General features: G+C 29.0%; 17 protein-coding genes. 9 read left to right on the top strand and 8 right to left on the bottom strand.

Going from position 1 to position 19,806, the window contains the following annotated elements:
- Positions 1-19: 19 nt before the first annotated feature.
- A complete protein-coding gene (locus RT575_RS07370; protein ID WP_313383526.1) occupies positions 20-1,039 on the bottom strand; it encodes a LacI family DNA-binding transcriptional regulator in 1,020 nt (339 codons plus the stop codon).
- A 224-nt stretch (positions 1,040-1,263) separates the two neighbouring features.
- Between RT575_RS07370 and RT575_RS07365 the strand changes: the two genes are divergently transcribed.
- The 4 genes from RT575_RS07365 (at position 1,264) to RT575_RS07350 (ending at position 9,808) form a co-directional block, all read left to right on the top strand.
- A complete protein-coding gene (locus RT575_RS07365; RefSeq protein WP_313579887.1) occupies positions 1,264-4,182 on the top strand; it encodes a SusC/RagA family TonB-linked outer membrane protein in 2,919 nt (972 codons plus the stop codon).
- A gap of 10 nt (positions 4,183-4,192) precedes the next feature.
- Complete coding sequence (locus RT575_RS07360) at positions 4,193-5,818, top strand: RagB/SusD family nutrient uptake outer membrane protein (protein WP_313579885.1); 1,626 nt, start codon at positions 4,193-4,195, stop codon at positions 5,816-5,818.
- Position 5,819: 1 nt separating this feature from the next.
- Complete coding sequence (locus RT575_RS07355) at positions 5,820-6,926, top strand: SusE domain-containing protein (protein WP_313579883.1); 1,107 nt, start codon at positions 5,820-5,822, stop codon at positions 6,924-6,926.
- A gap of 104 nt (positions 6,927-7,030) precedes the next feature.
- Entirely contained in the window at positions 7,031-9,808 is a 2,778-nt protein-coding gene (locus tag RT575_RS07350) for an alpha-amylase family glycosyl hydrolase (RefSeq protein ID WP_313579881.1), read from the top strand.
- 448 nt (positions 9,809-10,256) lie between these two features.
- On the opposite strand, the gene RT575_RS07345 is transcribed toward RT575_RS07350, so the two are convergent.
- The 4 genes from RT575_RS07345 to RT575_RS07330 all read right to left on the bottom strand — a co-directional run bounded on the left by RT575_RS07345 (position 10,257) and on the right by RT575_RS07330 (position 13,134).
- Positions 10,257-10,973, bottom strand: a complete 717-nt coding sequence (locus RT575_RS07345; protein ID WP_313383520.1) for a TIGR00730 family Rossman fold protein — start codon at positions 10,971-10,973, stop codon at positions 10,257-10,259.
- A gap of 67 nt (positions 10,974-11,040) precedes the next feature.
- Positions 11,041-11,742, bottom strand: coding sequence for a Bax inhibitor-1 family protein (locus RT575_RS07340; protein ID WP_313579879.1), 702 nt, complete (start codon positions 11,740-11,742; stop codon positions 11,041-11,043).
- 63 nt (positions 11,743-11,805) lie between these two features.
- Complete coding sequence (gene pnuC / locus RT575_RS07335; RefSeq protein ID WP_313383518.1) at positions 11,806-12,480, bottom strand: nicotinamide riboside transporter PnuC; 675 nt, start codon at positions 12,478-12,480, stop codon at positions 11,806-11,808.
- Between the two features lie 21 nt (positions 12,481-12,501).
- Complete coding sequence (locus RT575_RS07330; protein WP_313383516.1) at positions 12,502-13,134, bottom strand: 4'-phosphopantetheinyl transferase superfamily protein; 633 nt, start codon at positions 13,132-13,134, stop codon at positions 12,502-12,504.
- 73 nt (positions 13,135-13,207) lie between these two features.
- Between RT575_RS07330 and ahcY the strand changes: the two genes are divergently transcribed.
- Positions 13,208-14,521, top strand: coding sequence for an adenosylhomocysteinase (ahcY, locus tag RT575_RS07325; RefSeq protein WP_313373599.1), 1,314 nt, complete (start codon positions 13,208-13,210; stop codon positions 14,519-14,521).
- Positions 14,522-14,604: 83 nt separating this feature from the next.
- Here ahcY and RT575_RS07320 read toward each other — a convergent pair whose 3' ends face one another.
- From RT575_RS07320 to RT575_RS07310, 3 genes are all read right to left on the bottom strand, one after another.
- Positions 14,605-15,330, bottom strand: a complete 726-nt coding sequence (locus tag RT575_RS07320) for a hypothetical protein (protein ID WP_313579877.1) — start codon at positions 15,328-15,330, stop codon at positions 14,605-14,607.
- Positions 15,330-15,959, bottom strand: a complete 630-nt coding sequence (locus RT575_RS07315; protein ID WP_313579875.1) for a hypothetical protein — start codon at positions 15,957-15,959, stop codon at positions 15,330-15,332. The genes RT575_RS07320 and RT575_RS07315 overlap by 1 nt, the downstream gene beginning before the upstream one ends.
- Positions 15,960-16,247: 288 nt before the next feature.
- On the bottom strand, positions 16,248-16,655 hold the full coding sequence (locus tag RT575_RS07310) for an NUDIX domain-containing protein (RefSeq protein ID WP_313579873.1): 408 nt from the start codon (positions 16,653-16,655) through the stop codon (positions 16,248-16,250).
- Between the two features lie 264 nt (positions 16,656-16,919).
- On the opposite strand from RT575_RS07310, the gene RT575_RS07305 reads away from it, so the two are divergent.
- From RT575_RS07305 to RT575_RS07290, 4 genes are all read left to right on the top strand, one after another.
- Positions 16,920-17,561, top strand: a complete 642-nt coding sequence (locus RT575_RS07305; protein WP_313579871.1) for an NAD(P)H-binding protein — start codon at positions 16,920-16,922, stop codon at positions 17,559-17,561.
- An 18-nt stretch (positions 17,562-17,579) separates the two neighbouring features.
- Positions 17,580-17,972 (top strand): hypothetical protein, encoded by a 393-nt coding sequence (locus tag RT575_RS07300; RefSeq protein ID WP_313579870.1) that lies wholly within the window; start codon positions 17,580-17,582, stop codon positions 17,970-17,972.
- Positions 17,965-18,786: an N-acyl homoserine lactonase family protein gene (locus RT575_RS07295; protein ID WP_313579868.1), complete on the top strand. Its 822-nt coding sequence runs from the start codon at positions 17,965-17,967 to the stop codon at positions 18,784-18,786. Before RT575_RS07300 ends, RT575_RS07295 begins: the two co-directional genes overlap by 8 nt.
- A 216-nt stretch (positions 18,787-19,002) precedes the next feature.
- Positions 19,003-19,602, top strand: coding sequence for a Crp/Fnr family transcriptional regulator (locus tag RT575_RS07290; protein ID WP_313579866.1), 600 nt, complete (start codon positions 19,003-19,005; stop codon positions 19,600-19,602).
- Positions 19,603-19,806 lie beyond the last annotated feature (204 nt).

Raw genomic sequence — 19,806 nt, 5'->3', positions numbered from 1 at the left:
TTTAACCTAAAAAAAATCACTAAATCGTTGTAGTTTCACGATGTAATAATTCAGTACCTACAACTTCTGTAATATAATGTTCATGTTCGTGTTCAGATTCCAATTTTTGGATTAATAAACGTGCTGCTATTTCTCCCATTTTAAAAGCATTTTGTTTTACAGTAGAAATACTAGGAATAGAATTTTTTGAAATTACTCCATCAGTAAAAGCAATAAGATGTAAATCTTCTGGAACTTTCATTCCCCTATTTAAAGCTGTTCTAAGAACATTAACGGCATATAATTCATTAACAGCCATGACAGCATCAAAATCGTTCTTTTCAAAAAACTCTTCTATTGTTGCTTCTAAATTAGATTCATCTTCTATTCTTAAAATTAAATTCTCATTAACTTTAATTCCATTAGCTTCTAATGTACGTTTATAACCTTCTGTTCTTAAACGACCTACACTAATATAATCAGGTGTCGTAATAAATCCAATTTTTTTACGCCCTTTACTAATAAAGTACTGAATAGCTTCTTGTGTTGCTAATACATCATCTATAATTACTTTATCGGTATATACTTCTCTTGTTACACGATCAAACATAACAACAGGCATTCCTTGATTGATAATTTCTTTAATGTGATGATAGTCTTTTTTTGCTTGAGTTTCTTTTGATAATGAAATCACAAAACCATCTATACTACCAGAAGCTAACATTTCCATATTAATAACTTCTCTTTCATAAGATTCGTTTGATAAACAAATTAAAACATTATAACCATATTGATTTGCAAGATTTTCAATCCCACTAATTACCATAGCGAAAAAATCATGAACTATTTCGGGAATAATAATAGCAATTGTTTTTGTCTTACGATTCTTAAGACTTAATGCTATATTATTTGGTTTATAATTATACAGTTTAGCAAAAGCTTGAATCTTATTTCTCGTTGCTTCACTTATCTCATCACTGTTCTTCAGCGCTTTAGAAACAGTTGATATTGAGACATCTAATTCTTTTGCTATCTGTTTTAATGTTAAATTCTTCTTCATGATCTTCTAATTACTCAAATGACTAATATTGATTTACTAATTTCCGTATTTTTTATTAAAAACTACCACATAAAAATAGATAATTTAATTATTTATTAACACGCAAACGTTTTCGTCTAACCCAAAGGTGTCTTTAGTACACAATAAATAAAATAAACAACATACATTTGAAATCGAGAAGTAAAAATATAGATTAAAATTAACGAAACAAAACATGAAAAAATATGAGGATTTTTAAACAAACTCTTCTTGCATTAGTACTTTCTAGTCCAGCTATTTTATCTGCTCAAGAAGCGGTTAAAGGGACTGTTTATGACAGTACAAACAATGCAATTTTAGCTGGTGCTGATATTACAAATATCACATCAGGAGAATCTACTGTTTCTGATGATCAAGGTAATTTTATATTAGAAGCAAATGACGGAGATATCATCACAATCAGTTACTTTGGTTTTGATGAGCAAGAAATAACATACGCAGGACAAACTCAATTACAACTTAGAATGTCTAAAACGACAGAAAACTTAAAAGAAGTCGTTGTTATTGGTTATGGTACATCAAAAAAAGAAGACATAACGGGTTCTGTTAATCAGTTAAATTCCAAAGACTTCAACAAAGGTTCTATTACTTCAGCTCAAGAATTAGTTACTGGTAAAATTGCTGGTGTTGTAGTGACATCTGCTGGAGGTGCTCCTGGTGATGGACAAAATATTTTAATTAGAGGAAATAGTTCTTTATCATTAAATGCACAACCGTTGTATGTAGTTGATGGAGTTCCGTTAGCAGATACAAACGTTGGAGGTTCTCGTAACCCTATTGATTTCTTGAATCCAAATGATATTGAAACAATGACAATATTAAAGGATGCTTCTGCTACAGCTATTTATGGTTCTCGTGCTGCAAATGGTGTTGTATTAGTAACAACAAAGAAAGGAAAAGGAAAAGGTTTTAGATATAGTTATAATTCAACGACATCAATTTATCAACCTGAAGGATATATTGATATGATGAATGCAAATCAATTTCGTGAACTAGTAAACCAAGTTGGTACTACAGCTGAAATTGCTAGATTAGGAAATGCAAATACAGATTGGCAAAGAAAAATATACAAAACAGCTGCTGGTTTTGACCATAATTTTAGTGCTACAGGAAATATTGGTGGTAATATGCCATCTCGATTTTCTGTTTCTAATACAAATCAAGATGGTATATTAAGAGGAGATAATATCAATCGTACAACTTTGTCGATGAATTTGAATCCTACTCTATTAGATAAACATTTACGTTTTGAAATTAATGCTCGTGGTTCTTATATCGAAAATCAATTTGCAAATAGAGATGCAATAAGTTCTGCATTGGAATATGATCCTACACAACCAGTATATTCTGGAGCTAATATTTTTGGTGGCTATCATACATGGATGGATGGAGCTGTAAAACATAATTTAGCCCCTGTCAATCCTGTTGCATTAATCAATGAAGTTGATGACACATCAGAAATACGACGTTTTGTTGGTAATGCTAAAGTAGATTATAATCTACATTTTTTACCTTCTGTTACTGCAACTGTAAATGTTGGATACGATATATCAAATTCTAATGGTCGTAAAATAAAATCTGCTAATTTACCTAGTCAATTAGCTAATTGGAATGGTTCTAAAACATCGTTTAATAATGAGTTTTATAATAAATTATTTGATGCATATTTAACTTTTGATAAAGACTTCGGAAAACATAATGTAAAAGTTATGGGAGGATATAGTTATCAATATTTTAATACGTATCAATATAATTTTGACGGTCTATTAAAAGAACAAAATGCAGAACAATATGAGTTTTATTCTAGAGATCAAAGTACTTTATTATCATATTACGGACGTTTAAATTATAGTTTTGATAACAAGTATATTTTAACAGCTACAATGAGAGCTGATGCTTCTTCAAAATTCAAAAAAGATAATCAGTGGGGGTATTTCCCTTCTGCAGCATTTGCTTGGAACATTTCAAAAGAAGAATTTTTGAAAGGAAGTACAGTTGTAAATGATCTTAAATTCCGTGTAGGTTATGGACAAGTTGGTAATGTAGCTGGTTTAAATAACTTTCAATATTTAACACGTTATCAAATTTCACAAGCTACTGCAAATTATCAATTTGGTTCTACATTTTACCAAACTTACCGTCCACAGCCTTTTAATGGAGATTTGAAATGGGAAGTTTCTAATACATTCAATATTGGATTAGATTACTCTTTATTTAAAAATAGAATTTATGGTACAGTAGATGTTTATAGTAAAAAAACAAAGGATTTAATAGCTAGTGTTTATGTAGATCCGTTTACTAATTTTGGAAATATGATCGATAAAAATATCGGTGATATGGAAAACAAAGGAATTGAATTTAGTATTAATTCAGATATCGTTAAATCAAAAGATTTTGATTGGTCATTTGGTTACAACATTGCATTTAATGATAATAAAATCACCAAACTACCAACTGATAATTTGACTGGAGGTATTGATGGAGGAACAGGAAATAATATTCAAATCCAAAGAGAAGGAGAAGCGCCTTTTAGTTTCTATGTTTACAAACAAATATATGATGCTAATGGAAAACCTATTGAAGGTGCATACGAAGATTTGAACGGTGATGGTATAATAAACGAAAAAGATAGATACATCCATAAAAGTCCTTTTGCTAAAGTCACAATGGGATTAAATACTAGTTTTAGATATAAAAATTGGGATTTATCTGCTACTGCACGTGTTAGCTTAGGTAACTATGCTTACAATAATGTAGCCTCTTCAAAAGGATATAGTAGAAAAGCAACAGGAAATGGTCAAAATTTCTTAACGAATGTACATACTGATTATTATAAAACAGGATTTACAAATATTACTGAAACAAATCTATTGAGCGATCACTTTATAGAAGATGCATCTTTCTTCCGTATTGATAATATTACATTAGGGTACAATCTAAAACAAGCTATAAAAGGAATGGATGTACGCTTTTATGGAGCAGTACAAAACGTAGCTGTTTTCACAAATTATAGTGGATTAGATCCTGAAATGTACAGAGGAATTGATAATAATTTTTATCCAAGACCTAGAACGTATGTATTTGGTCTTAATGTTAATTTTTAATTGATTAAAAATGAAAAAAAATACAATATCTAAATATATAGTTGCAACTATTTTAGCATTTTCTCTTTCTTCTTGTCATGATGACTTAGACTTAATGCCAAACGATCCTAATACTTATACAGAATTTGATGTATTCAAGGATCCTTCTTCTGCTAAATTAGCTTTAGCAAAAGTATATGCTTCTTTAGCTTTAACAGGTCAAAAAGGACCAGATGGGCAAGGTGATATACAAGGAATAGATGAAGGAACGTCTCAATATTCGCGTTTATTATTTTATTTAAACGAATTAACTACAGACCAAGCTATAATAGGATGGGGAGATCCAGGAATTCCTAATTTACATGATATATCTTGGGGTTCTAATAATACTTTTATACAAGCTATGTATTATCGTTTAGCTCAAACAGTTTCTTTTTCTAATTCATTTATTGTAAATGCTGAAAAATTAGCTGAAACAGATCAAGAAGTAAAAAGCTATATAGCCGAAGCTCGCTTTATTCGTGCTTATGCTTATTATAATCTTATAGATCTTTATGGAAATGTTCCTTTAGTCACAAAAATTTCATCAGAATTACCACAACAGAGTAATCGTAAAGAAATATTCAATTTTGTTGAAAATGAGTTAAAAGCAATTGAAGAAGAACTAAAAACAGGTAAAGGAAATGAATATGGTCGTGTAGACAAAGTCGCAGCCGAAGCATTATTAGCACGTTTATATCTGAATGCTGAAACTTGGATTGGTGAAGCTAAGTATACTGAAGCTATTACATATGCTAAATTAGCTATGCAGTCTCCATATAAAATAAATACGAATGATACTAATAAAAATGGTTCTGCTTATGATGAATTATTTTTAGCGGATAATGATACAAATGGAGCACAAGATGAAGCTATTTTTACTTTAAATTTTGATGGTGCTAATTCTCGTACATACGGTGGATCTACATTTATAGTAAAAGCTTCTATTGGAGGAAATATGAAAGCTCCTGACTTTGGTGTGAATGGTGGTTGGGGAGGTCCTCGTACAACAAAAGCCCTTGTAGAACAATTTTCTAGTTCTATTTCTGCTACAAATCAAAATGGAGAGCCAACAGCTTGGAAAGATAAAAGAGCAATGTTTTTTACAGATGGTCAATCTTTCGAAATAAATAATGTAGGTACATTTACAGATGGTTATGCTGTCGCTAAATGGTCTAATAAAAGAGCTGATGGTGCTGCAACAAGAGATGCTACTGGAGAATATGTTGACACAGATATACCAGTCATTCGTTTAGCTGAAGTTTACCTAAATTATGCAGAAGCTGTTCTAAGAGGTGGAGCTGGAGGAGACAGAGCTACTGCTCTAAGTTTAATTAACGAATTACGCACTAGAGCATACGGAAATACAAGTGGAAACATTACAGACTCTCAATTAAATTTAGATTTCATTTTAGATGAGAGAGCAAGAGAAATGTATTGGGAAGGTACTCGTCGTACAGATTTGATTCGTTTTAACAAGTATACATCAAATTACAATTGGCCATTTAAAGGTGGAGCTCAAAATGGGACATCAGTTCCAGCTACAAGAGCACTATTCCCTATTCCAAACAATATTATTGTAATTAACCCTAATCTAAATCAAAATCCAGGTTACTAAGATGAGAAAATTAATTAAATATATTTCGTTAGCTTGTGCAAGTGTATTTGCACTAAGTTCATGTAATGATGATGAAGATTTATTAAAAGTTAATCCATCTACATTTATTGCCCCTAAAATTGAAATTACAAATTCTGATCCAATTATTCTATCGGAAGAAAATGCAACAGAAACTGCTATTTCATTTAAATGGTCTGCCGCAGATTATGGTATAGCAACAGTTCCTAAATACGAGTTACAATTAGATAAAAAAGGAAATAATTTCAAAGAACCTAAATCAATTGCAACTATATCTGAAACTGTATATGACATTACTGTTAAAGAATTAAATAACGTAGCAACAACTTTAGGATTAATTCCTGGTACTGCAGAAGATTTAGAATATCGAGTTATTTCATCAATTGGTACTCACGAATCAGAAGTATTAATTTCTGATGTTGTATCAATTAACGTTACTACGTATAAACCTAAAGGAGATCCTGTTTTATATTTAGTTGGTGGTGTACAAAGTTACTATGGTAAAAATAACTGGAATGCTGGAGATGGTCTTAAAATGAGATACATAGGAGATGGCACTAAAAAAGTATTTGAAGCTTATGTTAAAGTAGGTCAAAATGATGGAATTAAATTTATAGGACAAACAACAGACTTTAATCCTGATAACTATGGTACTTCTAATGGAGCTCAGAATGGTCAGCTAGAAAATTCTGGTTCTTCTGGAGATGTGAAAATCGCAGAAACAGAAGGTGATGGTCTATATTACGTACAAGTTGATATAGATAAGCTTACATATAAATATGTAAAAATGAATTGGGGAATTATAGGTGATGCAACACCTAACGGATGGGACAATGAAACTGCTTTAAACTATAATTTTACTGATAATGTTTTTGAATTAACAACTAATTTGAAAAGTGGTGAATTAAAATTTAGATCAAAAAATTCTGGAAATAAAATCTATAATGAAGATTGGAAATTCAATATCGGAGATAGTTCTCCATACACAGCTTATGATAGTGGAGGACCAAACTTTAAGGTTAGTTCAAAAGAGACTACTATAAAAGTAAAAATTAATTATGATGGTATAACAGAATTAGAAGGGTTATAATTTTCATAATAAAAAATCACATAATCATAAAAGCCATTAAAATTTATTTTTTAATGGCTTTTTTTAAATCACACACAAAATGAAAAAAAACTTTATCTATTATTATGTTGCTTTTTATAATTTATATAAGAGCACAAATTAGTACTATTCCTACTATATTAGAACAGAACTTACCTGCGACTATTTTTTTTGATAAAAATGGAACTGGATTAGAAAACTATTCTGGTAATATTTATGCACATACTGGAATTACAATAGATGGCGTAGAATGGCAAAATACAATTGGAAATTGGGGAGATAATACTAATCAACCTCAATTAAAATTTATTTCTAATACTACATATAAATTAGAGATACCTTCTTCTATTTATCAATTTTATTCGTCGAACTCTTCTAAAAATATCACAGCTATTAATGTTGTTTTTAGAAGCGAAGATGGAAAACAACAAACAGAAAATTTTAAAATAGATGTAGGTTCATTTCGAATGACATTAGACCAGCCTTCAGAAAATAGTATTACAAACCTTTCATCTGGTTCAGAATTTAAAATTAATGCAACTACTACTAAAAGTGCAAATTGGTCATTAACGGCAAATGGTGTAGAAATAGAAAACGTAACCTCATCTTCTGTTTTTAATAAAAATTATACCATTACAAATAATCAGCAATATATTTTAAAAGCAGAAAATGATGGACAGGTTATTTCAAAATCATTCCAAGTACATATCAAACCTACAGTAAAGGATATCGCTATTCCAAGTCTTCTAAAACAAGGAATAAATTATATAGAAAATGATCCTACAAAAGCATATTTAGTTTTATATGCACCACAAAAAGAATTTATTCATGTTATTGGTTCTTTTAATGATTGGAAAATATCAGATAACTATGTCATGAATAGAGATACCACTAATAAAGATTTATATTGGTTAGAGATAAACAATTTAAAAGCAAATGATATTTATACATTTCAGTACAGAACAAGTGATGGTATAAAAACTGCAGATCCATATTCTACATTAATTTTGTCTCCTTATGATGACCAATATATAAATGAAGAAACATATCCTAATATGCCTATTTATCCTAATGGTCAAGAATTTGAAGTTTCTGTATTACAAACAAATCAAAATAAATACAACTGGAAAACTACTAATTTTAATAGACCTAATAAAGAAAATTTAATTATTTATGAATTATTAATTCGAGATTTTAATACTTCTAAAACATGGGAATCTTTAATTAATGATTTTGATTATTTTAAAAAATTAAATGTAAATGCTATTGAAATTTTGCCTGTTATGGAATTTGAAGGTAATATTTCTTGGGGATATAATACATCTTATCATTTAGCATTAGACAAAGCTTATGGACCAGCATCTAAAATGAAAGAATTTATTGATTTATGTCACCAAAATGGAATATCAGTTATTTTAGATATAGCTTTAAATCACGTTTTTGGTAGATCTCCATTAGTAAGAATGTGGATGAACGATCCTGATGGAGATGGTTACGGAGAACCTACAGATAAAAATCCATATCTTAATCAAGAAGCTAAACATACTTATAATGTAGGTTATGACATGAATCATCAACTATCTCCTACACAATATTATGTAAATAGAACTATAGAGCATTGGATTAATAAATTTAATATTGATGGAATTCGTTGGGATCTAACAAAAGGTTTTACACAAGAATGTTCTCCGTCTGATGAAAATTGTACAAACGACTATCATTCAGACCGTGTACAAATATTAAAACAATATGCAGATTATCAATGGTCAATAGATCCCAAATCTTATGTTATTTTCGAACATTTAGGAAACAATGGTTCTGCACAAGAAGAAACAGAATGGGCAAACTATAGAATAGACGAAGGAAAAGGAATAATGCTTTGGGGAAAAGCGACAAACAATTTCAATCAGAATACAATGGGATATAGTTCTGATAGCAATTTCAATTGGTTAAATCATACAGTAAAAGGATTTAATAAAAAGCATTTAGTTGGTTATGCCGAAAGTCATGATGAAGAACGTATAATGTATAAAAACCTACAATGGGGAGCTTCTAATAATTCTTACAGTGTAAAAGATTTAAACACTTCTCTAGAAAGACAAAAAGCATTAGGAGCTGTTCTATTTACTATTCCTGGTCCTAAAATGTTGTGGCAATTTGGAGAATTAGGATATGAATATTCAATAAACTATTGTAATGATGAGACTATAAATGATGGATGTAGAACTGACCCTAAACCAATCCCGTCCGAAATAGGATATACAAAAGATATAAATAGAAAAAGTGTCTATGAAATTTGGTCTAAAATTATTGAATTAAGATTGAATAATAAGGTTTTTGATACGGATACTTATACAATATCTTCTGGAGATTTAAAACCTAGAATTCATATCAAAAATGATAACTTAAAAGATTCTGAACTTAAAGATGTTATAGTGATTGCGAATTTTGAAACTACAACTCAGAATATTGCACCATTATTTCCTTACTTAGGTAGTTGGTATAATTTATTGGATGAAACAGTTATTAACCCAACAAGTGCAAATTCATCTTATGTAATTTCATTAAATCCTGGTGAATTTAGAATTTTAGGAAATAAAAAAACTTCTTTAAAAACGGAAGAAAATACTATCAAAGATTTTAAAATTAGTATAACTCCAAATCCTACAAAAGATTATTTTAGTCTGAATACTATTACTAATAATATCAAAATTTATGATGTATCAGGAAAATTAATTAAAGAATTTAAAGGTTATTATAAATCAAATCACTCTTTTGATATTCAATCTTTAAATAAAGGAATATATTTAGTTGTTTTCTCTACAGAAAAAGGTAAATCGAGTACAAAACTGATTAAAAAATAATCATTTCATAAAAAAACGTAACTCAGTTCAGAACTGAGTTACGTTTTTTTATTTTTAAAAATATACTAATTTAAAACCTAATACTATAAAATAGCAACACTTGTTAATAATTTAATTTTGGGAAAACAACGCAACATAAATTTTGCTTCTCTCCCGAGTTGTTATCTCAAAGTACCCAACAAAAGTAACATATACCTGGTTACTATTGCTGGCTGATACTATCTGTGAGAAACACTTTTTTCTAGGATTACTACAAGTTCTTAAAGTATTTTTATTTATAGTCTTCTTTTCTTTTTTATAAGAAAATTGCAAAAGGGATTGTAGTAGAAATCCTTTGCTAAATAAATGATAATTTATATTTTGAAAGTTTCATTTATTTAGCAAAGATTGGGAACGATAAAGCCCGTACCGTAGGGTTTGCCCAAAATATTTGTGCTATAATCTTTTTTTAAAAATTAAGTTTTATATTATATTTTTCGTAAAAGTTTTTGATATGTAAAACAGCTTCTTCAGAAGTATCTACGAGACGGAATAAATCCAAATCTTTTTCATTAATATAACCTTCTTCCAACATTCTGTCCTTCAACCAATCTATTAAACCTGCCCAATAATCTTTGCCAACCAAAACTATAGGAAAAGAACCTGTTTTCTTAGTTTGAATTAGTGTTAAGGCTTCGAATAATTCATCTAAAGTACCAAAACCACCAGGCATTACTATAAAACCTTGAGAATACTTTACAAACATAACTTTTCGAGCAAAGAAATAATCAAAATTTATTTCATATTCTCTATCAATATATTTATTTAGGCTAGTTTCAAAAGGTAAAGTAATTCCTAATCCTACGGAAGAACCTCCTCCTTTCTGAGCTCCTTTGTTTGCAGCCTCCATTATAGCTGGTCCTCCTCCTGTTATAACTCCAAAACCTATTTTTGTTAAATTATATGCTATATCTTCTGCTAAATGATAATGTGGATGATCACTTGTAGTTCTTGCTGAACCAAAAATGGATACACATGGTCCTATTTTTGACATTGCTTCATAGCCATGAACAAATTCAGCCATAATCTTAAACAATGCCCAAGAATCGTTAATTCTTATTTCATTCCAATCTTTAGGACGAAAAGATGATTTTATTCTATCTGTCTCTTTTTCTTTATCTGTCATAATTTTTATAAAAAAAACCGTAACAATAATGTTACGGTTCAATATACAATTTATTTATCTTAAAGATTTAATCTCTACTCATAAAAATTCTTAAAATGTACCAAAACAATAACATTAATGATGCAAATAATGATAATGCAGCAGCAACATACTGTTGTGTTCCAAATTCGTATTTTAATTGATGTGTATTATATAATATTGCTCCACCAGCCAATGCGCACATTGCAACAGAGAACCATAAACCTAAATTGAATCCGAATAACATTCCTGCAATTACTAAACCAATTGCTAAAAAGAATCCTATTGTTAATGCTCCTCTTAAAACAGAGAAATCTGCTTTTGTTAAAAATACAATTGCTGATAAACCTACAAACAATCCTCCTGTTACAACAGCTGCTTGTTTTATTACATAAGTTCCTCCATAATACAAGGCAATGTAGAGCATGGGAACAAAAATTAGTGCTTCTGCAATAATATATAAAAAGTAACCTAAGTATTGTTTTGATTTAGAAATTGATTCGTAAGCCATTTTTTGGGCAACCCATGTAATTCCCATAAATCCACCTAATAATATCAACCATAAATAACCAGAAGTTAAGCTTAACATAAATCTTACTAGACCTTCTGATTGCAGCATAAGTGATTCAATAAGCACAAATACTAAAACACCACCAGCAACATGACCATAGGTATGTTTATAAAAAGTTGACCTTTCTGCTATTGTAGCATCTGCTACCAGCTGATTCTGATAAAATTGTTGATTTTCCATATATTTTATAATAATAATTTTATTGGTTTGTATTTTATGCTAAAATAATGATTTTTATATAAATTAAAAAGTATCTCTTTTTTGTACTCTTATCCAATCTATTAACCCAATAATAGATAAAATTAGAAATACAAGATATTGACTTGATGTAATTACTGCTCCTTTGTATATCATCAAAGGAATCATAATTAAATCTCCTATAATCCAAAAAATCCAGTTATCAATTTTTTGCCGTGCCATCATCCACATTCCAATTAAAAATATAGCTGTTGTAGAAGCATCTATAAAATCTATTGGAGTATAATGTAATTTACATTGAGAAATATAGTTCCAATTAAAACCATTTTGTATTATTGGACGAAAATAATAAACTGTCAAAATAAATAATACACTGAATAAAAATAATAGAATTGCATAAAAATATTCTTTTTTTGTTGCCCAAAATACCTCAACATGTTTATGATCTTCTTTAAGATTTTTTTTCCAGAGAATCCAACCATAAAAAGCCATTGAAGCATAATAAACATTAATAATTGTTTCTCCATAAAGCCCCCAACTAAAAAATAAATAAATGAATATAAGTGTTGATATTACTGTTGTAGGGTAAACTAATATATTACGCTTGTAAGTATAAAAAACGGAAATTATTCCGAACAACGTAGCTATTGTTTCTAATATAATGTTTAGTGTAGTGTATGTTTTATATGGAGCAAGGATGTAATCTATAAAATCATTCATTTTGTAATTTTAAGTTAAAATTTATTCATAATCCAATACCCAAATCAAATAATGATCACCTATCATTTTATAAAAAGCATGGTATTTTCTACTTTTTACATCATCAGAAATCCAACAAACAATTTGTTTATTTTCTACTAAATCAAACTCTTCTACTCGATAATGATTTAAAAAATTCCATAAATTACCGCCGTTCAATTTATACAAACCTTCTTTTATTCCCCAAATAATATGTAAGTACTCAATTTCATCTTTCCCTTTAGGGAGCCAGTGTAATTCATCAGGACGAGCAAATTTATTTTTAATATTTAATATTTTTTTAGGACGACTAAGTTCTATATCTATACCTATATTGAATTCACTTATCCCAACAGACACTAAACCATAGGAATGCGTAATAGAAATTTCACTATTTGTCTCTAAAAAAGGTTTTCCTTTTTCATCATAATTTACATCATAATCTAAATCTAATTTTTTTAAACAAGCTCTTAAACCAAGATATTCTCTAGCTTGTTTAGGTCGAAGATTACGATATTTCTCTATCCTATAATCCTTAAGTTGAAGATATTCTAACATTTCCTCATTACTTTCGTTTACATCCCAAGTAATTAGGCGAGTATGTTTTTTATCGTTTATATAATCGATGACTGGCATTTTTATAATCGTAAATTAGTTTGTAAATTTGTATCTTATAATCAAATCAAAAGTTAGTTAAATATATCAATTGATGGATACAAAAACGCAATACATTCCTTACAAAGTTAAAGATATTTCTTTAGCTGAATGGGGAAGAAAGGAAATTACGTTGGCTGAGGCGGAGATGCCTGGGTTAATGGCTATCCGTGAAGAGTATAAAGCAGCTCAACCTTTAAAAGGTTCTCGCATTGCGGGTTGTTTACATATGACAATCCAAACTGCAGTACTTATTGAAACGTTAGTTGCTTTAGGAGCTGATGTTACATGGTCTTCATGTAATATTTTCTCTACACAAGATCATGCTGCTGCTGCAATAGCTGCTGCTGGTATTCCTGTGTATGCTTGGAAAGGGATGAACGAAGAGGAATTTGAATGGTGTATCGAACAAACATTATTCTTCGGTGAAGATCGTAAACCACTAAATTTAATTTTAGATGATGGTGGAGATTTAACGAACATGGTGATTGATCGTTTTCCAGAATTAGTTGCTGATATCAAAGGTTTATCAGAAGAAACAACTACTGGTGTACACCGTCTTTATGAAAGAATGGAGAATGGTACATTACCTATGCCTGCAATTAACGTAAACGATTCTGTAACAAAATCGAAATTCGATAACAAATACGGATGTCGCGAATCTGCTGTTGATGCTGTAAAACGTGCAACAGATTTAATGATCGCTGGTAAACGTGTTGTTGTTTGTGGTTATGGAGATGTTGGTAAAGGAACTGCGGCTTCTTTCCGTGGTGCTGGAGCTATTGTTACAGTAACAGAAATTGATCCTATTTGTGCTTTACAAGCTTCTATGGAAGGTTATGAAGTAAAAAAATTGGATACTGTTGTAGCAAATGCAGACATCATCATTACAACTACAGGAAACTTCGGTATTATTCGCGCAGAGCATTTTGCTAAAATGAAAGACAAAGTTGTTGTTTGTAACATTGGTCATTTCGATAATGAAATCGATATGGCTTGGTTAAACAAAAACTATGGTAACACAAAAGAAGAAATTAAACCACAAGTAGACAAGTACAATATCAATGGTAATGATATTATTATTTTGGCTGAAGGTCGTTTAGTTAACTTAGGTTGTGCTACAGGACACCCTTCTTTTGTTATGTCAAACTCTTTTGCAAACCAAACTTTAGCTCAAATCGAGTTATGGACTAACACATCTTCTTACGAAAATAAAGTTTATACTTTACCTAAGCATTTAGATGAGAAAGTTGCTCAATTACATTTAGCTAAATTAGGCGTTGAATTAGAAGTTTTATCTCAAGAACAAGCTAAATACATTGGTGTAACGGTTGAAGGACCATTTAAACCAGAATACTATAGATATTAATTAATTTTAATTTAGAATTTATTTGAAGAAATAACACACACTTAACTATATGCCCTCGCCCTGAACAAGCGAGGGCTTTTTTATTATTCTCTATCTACACTATTGTTTCCTGAGTTTTCCAATTTTTCCATAAAATCATTATATTCTTTTGTGGTAAGAACATTTTTAGGCTTCATTTTTTTATAATCAATTTTAGTTTTATCTTCACTTAAATCACTCAGTACATAACGTTTTACCATTTTCCCTCCTTCTTCTTCAACTTTTTTATTAACAATTGTAATTTCTGATACAATATAATTTTTGAATTGAAATATTATTGGACTAACTGTCAAAGAATTAAACCTACTCAACCAAATACTATAAAAATTATCTTCATATTCTGCCGTAAATTCTCTAGCAGGCATACCTAAAATGATTTTATTATTTTTGGTCGGTTTTAACTGTAAAGTTTTAATGGAATCCATTATATAAGAATCTCCTAACCTTGTAAAATTGGTAGTTTCATTATTTGCGTAATCTATCAACAACCATTTAGGTTCTGGTTCTATATGTATTCCATTATTTTGAGAATTATAAACTTTTTCTCTTATTTTTAGTAAAGATGCATTTTTTGATGTAACAACATCATAAACATACGATTCATTAAATGCATTTTGAATATCTGGTATTAAATTCTTTGGATTAAGGTTCTTCATTTCCTCTGTCATTATCATTTCTTGATTTAAATCGTATACAAATCGATATGACTTCTGTTGAGCGTTACAAATCGATAAAATAAATAACAATAGTAATAAACAATTTTTCTTCATTATTTTCTAATTAAAATATCAGCATTAATAGCTGGAGTTATACCCAATGGTGTTTTTTTTATTTGTGACGATCTTGTGCTTTTGTATAAACACTTTCCAAGTAATGCAGCACTAAAATAAACAGGCTTTTCTATTTTACTCAATAATTCCATTGATATAAAAAAATCTCCTCTATGCTTCAAATTCAAATCCCTCAAGTCAATTGTAAAAATATTTTCACGCTGTTTACTTTTCTTCACTACAACTTGCATGGGTTCATTTAATAGAGATTTATCAAATTCTCCTTTTTTACTAGCATATAAATCTACTTTCAATAAGATTGAATCATCTTTTATTTGGTCACTGAAATTAAAATTAAGACGTTGAAAAGTGTATTCTTTATTTGTCGTTTTTATAGGAATTATTAATTCTTTAATAAACTCTGGAAGTGAATCCTTCTTAAAATTAATATCAGCAGTTAATCCAATTAATATCGATTTTGTTTTTGTATCATGCCCAACTCTTTTTAATTTAAACTTACTTTTATCATAAAATATAGTTTCATTTAGTTCTATTGTATCCTTTTTTAGATCTTGAGCGTTACATAAACCAACTAATAAAAATAAAATAATAGCGTAAACGTGTTTCATAAATTATATTTTTTTTTACAATACTAAGAATTATAATCACTTACAGTTTATAACAAAATCACAACTATGTATTAAAGTTTTATTTTAAATTTTAACAGTTATTAAATTTTATCTTTAATACTTTTTATTGTTTTTTCGTTAAAATTTCTTTTTCAAAAAAATATAAAAACCACTTATTATTTGGGCGTTGGGGCGGGCTTTGCATTGCAATATTTACTAGTAAAATAATTGTACAATAAACTAGCAAAGGATTTCCATTACAATTACTAACGCAGCATAAAATTCTATTTAAAAATTCATTGTTAACCAAATAGGCAAGCTAAATTCTTCTAATAAATGCGCTAGTTTATATTTTGTATAGTTTTCTTTTGTTATCCAGGCAATTTCTGCAATTTCATTAGCCATTTTTAGTGTATCTGAAGTCTTTAAATGAACATGAAATACATCAGCATGTACTTCAGTATTTTTTTCATTCACTGCCATTGTAGAATACTTTCCTAGGAAGTTTACTATATGTTGATTAATATCTATATTTATTTCTTCCAAAAACTCTCTTTGTAATGTAACAATTGGTTCTTCATTCGTTTCTATTTTACCACCAACCATCTGGAAATATTCTGAATTTTGTTTACGAACAGCCAACATTTCTCCTTTGTCATTGGTAACAAGAGCATTTGCAAGATAAAAATGATTCATTTATTTATAAATAATTAGTAATTCGAAAATAAGAAGAAAAAATAAGAGCCAAAAAAAACTTCACAAAATTGTGAAGCTATAACTTAGCTATCTGGAAAGGACTCTGACCCGTACCCAGTTTCTTTACAGACAAGTATTCTAACCAACTGAACTACTAAATTAGAAGATCAAGTTTATAACGTATTTTTCAAAACATATTTTGTCACAAAAGTGACAATAATTCAATTTTTATCTAATGACCTTTGTTCTATAAAATTAGAAAATATGCATATAGTAATATTTGGAGCTACTGGTTTGGTTGGTAGCGCAACAGTAAAAGAAGCATTAGGAAAAGGACATATTGTTACGATATTAGTAAGAACCCCAAGTAAACTAAATATTCGACATCCAAATTTAAAAGTTATAAAAGGTGATGCTCTAGATGCTAATGCAGTTATAGATGCTTTAAAAGGAGCTGAAGCTGTTATTCAGACATTAGGTTATGGAGGTAAAGGAGATGGAAAACCTACAACCTTTACCGCTGACGCTACACGTTTAATTCTTGATGGAATGAAAAAACATAAAGTTAATAGAATTATTGCCATGAGTGTAGCTGGAGCAGGAAATAGTATTTCATTTTTTCCTAAAATACTAACAAAATTTGTGTTTCCTACTTTTATGAAATGGTTTGTATATATAATTAATGATAAAAATAAAATGGAATCAGAGATTATGAATAGTGAATTAGATTGGACAATAGTACGTTCTATTACAATTAAAAATAAACCAGCTTCAGGAAAAATAAATCCTACTTTAGATGGGAAGAATATGAAATATTCAATCAATGTTGGTGATGTTGCTCATTTCTTAGTTCAGCAACTTACTGACAATAGTTTTTCAAAACAAGCTCCAGTAATTAGTCAATAATAAAAAAAACTATTTAATATGAAAAATACAAATGCCTACAAATTAAACCACATAATCACACTAATTATTGTTTTAGGTTATGTTGTTGTTAATGTAACAATGCAAATCAATTTTTTTAAAGGAATAAACATTTTCGATAAATATCAAATTGCAATATCACCTCAAGATGCTGTAGATATAGCACAAAAAGCATATTACGCCAAAACAGGTTTCTTATTATTATTACTTATACTTCAAATAATAGAAAACAACTTTTATCGTTCATTTGCTTGGTCTATGACTATTTATGGTATGATGATGATATATTTTTTCGGTATAAAAACACCTACTATTTTATATATTAGTGGTGGTCTTCTTGCTTTTGGTAGTTATTATTATGGTAGTTATTTAAATAAAAAAAACCATGAATAACACAATAAAAGTTCATGTCTTACACTGTGGATCTGTTGGAATAGACGATGCTACTACACATAAAGAAAAAACTTATCATCCAGCACCTTATACTGGTATTTTAAGAAGTAAAAAACATCAAATAATTGTTCCTGTTTCAGCTTATCTTATAGAACATCCAAAAGGTCTTGTACTAATAGATACTGGTTGGGATTCTATAGTACGAACAAAAGCAAGGGAATACCAAGGTTGGATTCATTATAAAGTGAGTAAACCTTATCTACCTAAAGGACAAGCTATAGATGAACAAATTCGAAAACTAGGATATAATCCTAGTGATATAGATTATTTGATCTTAAGTCATTTACATACAGATCATGTTAGTGGATTACGATTAGTAAAAGATGCTAAACAAATTCTAACTAGTGATATTGAATTAAAATATGCACTGAAAAATCCTATGGTCTATAAAAAATTTATGTGGGAAAATATGAATATTAGAACTTTCAGTTTCAGTAAGACTAATATTGGACCAGAAAAAACTTCTTTTGATTTATTTGGAGACAATACATTAGTTTTTGTTCATTTACCTGGTCATACGCATGGAATGTCTGGTACACTTATACAGAATAATGGTAAAACTTTACTTTTGTATGCTGATGCAGCATATATGGCAAAAAGTTGGGAAAAAATGATTATTCCTGGTATTACTGTTGATGATAAAAAAGCTTATAATTCAATCAAATGGGTAAAAGAAATAGGTGAAAAAAGTAATTGTATAGCTATTATAGCTAATCATGATCCTACTATGAAACCTCAAATATTTGAGTTATAGTAAATATATTGATATAATTTAAATTATTTAAAAAATAAGAATTCTCGAAAACTGTTGATATTTGTAAATACAACAGTTTTATTTTTTAGAACAAGAATAATCCAGTTATTATTAATACAAGATTTTATTCTGAGATTATTAAAAATAATAATTGTTTTAACAAAATTCTTTCAAATTTAAAACTAACTTAGTGTATTAGTCTTAATATGTACTCATTTGGAAGAAATATTCATAAAAAGTTATTTACAAACTGTAAAAATTATTTGTCCTAAACTAGAAGATGAAACATTACAATTTTTTGCTGAAGGTCTAACAGTTTCTTTCCTTACTGCAAAACAATTTTACATTCAAGCTAATGTAGTACAAAAAGAAATAGGTTATGTGAGTTCTGGACTTATCCGTGCATTCTATATAGACGATAATGGTAATGAGAAAACAGTAAACTTTATAAGTGAAGGGCAATACGCTTCACATTATACACATTTTGAAAATAGAAATCCAAGTAAATTTTATTTTCAATGTTTAGAACCTACTACTATTGTTAACATTCCTCTTCAACATATACAAATAAGTACTGATAAATTTCCTTATCTGGAACGTTATGTACGTAAAGTAGTAGAAGATGCACATAGTAATCTATTAAGTCGTATAGAAGGCTTTTTATTTGGTAATGCTGAATCTCGTTATTTAGAATTCATAGAAAGGCATCCCGATTGGTATAATAGAATTCCTCTGACACATATTTGTTCCTATCTTGGTATTGAAAGACAAACATTATCTAGAATACGTAATAAATTATTAAGAAATAATCTTTAAAAATCAACATTTTTATAAAATATTTAATTGGAGTTGTTTAAACTAATTACTTTTAAAATTGTTTCTAATAATTGTTTTTAGTTATGAATTTGCAATAGTGATTGAAGTGGCATCCTTTTATAAACAATTCTTATTTTTTTAAAGAAAATAAATTGGATTGTTTATAAAAGATATAGCGTGAAAGCACGGTGCGAAGCAATTGCC

This window comes from Chishuiella sp., assembly GCF_032109125.1.
Lineage (GTDB): Bacteria > Bacteroidota > Bacteroidia > Flavobacteriales > Weeksellaceae > Empedobacter.
Note: the sequence above shows the minus strand (reverse complement) of the source record. Positions and strands in the feature narration are given on the sequence as shown.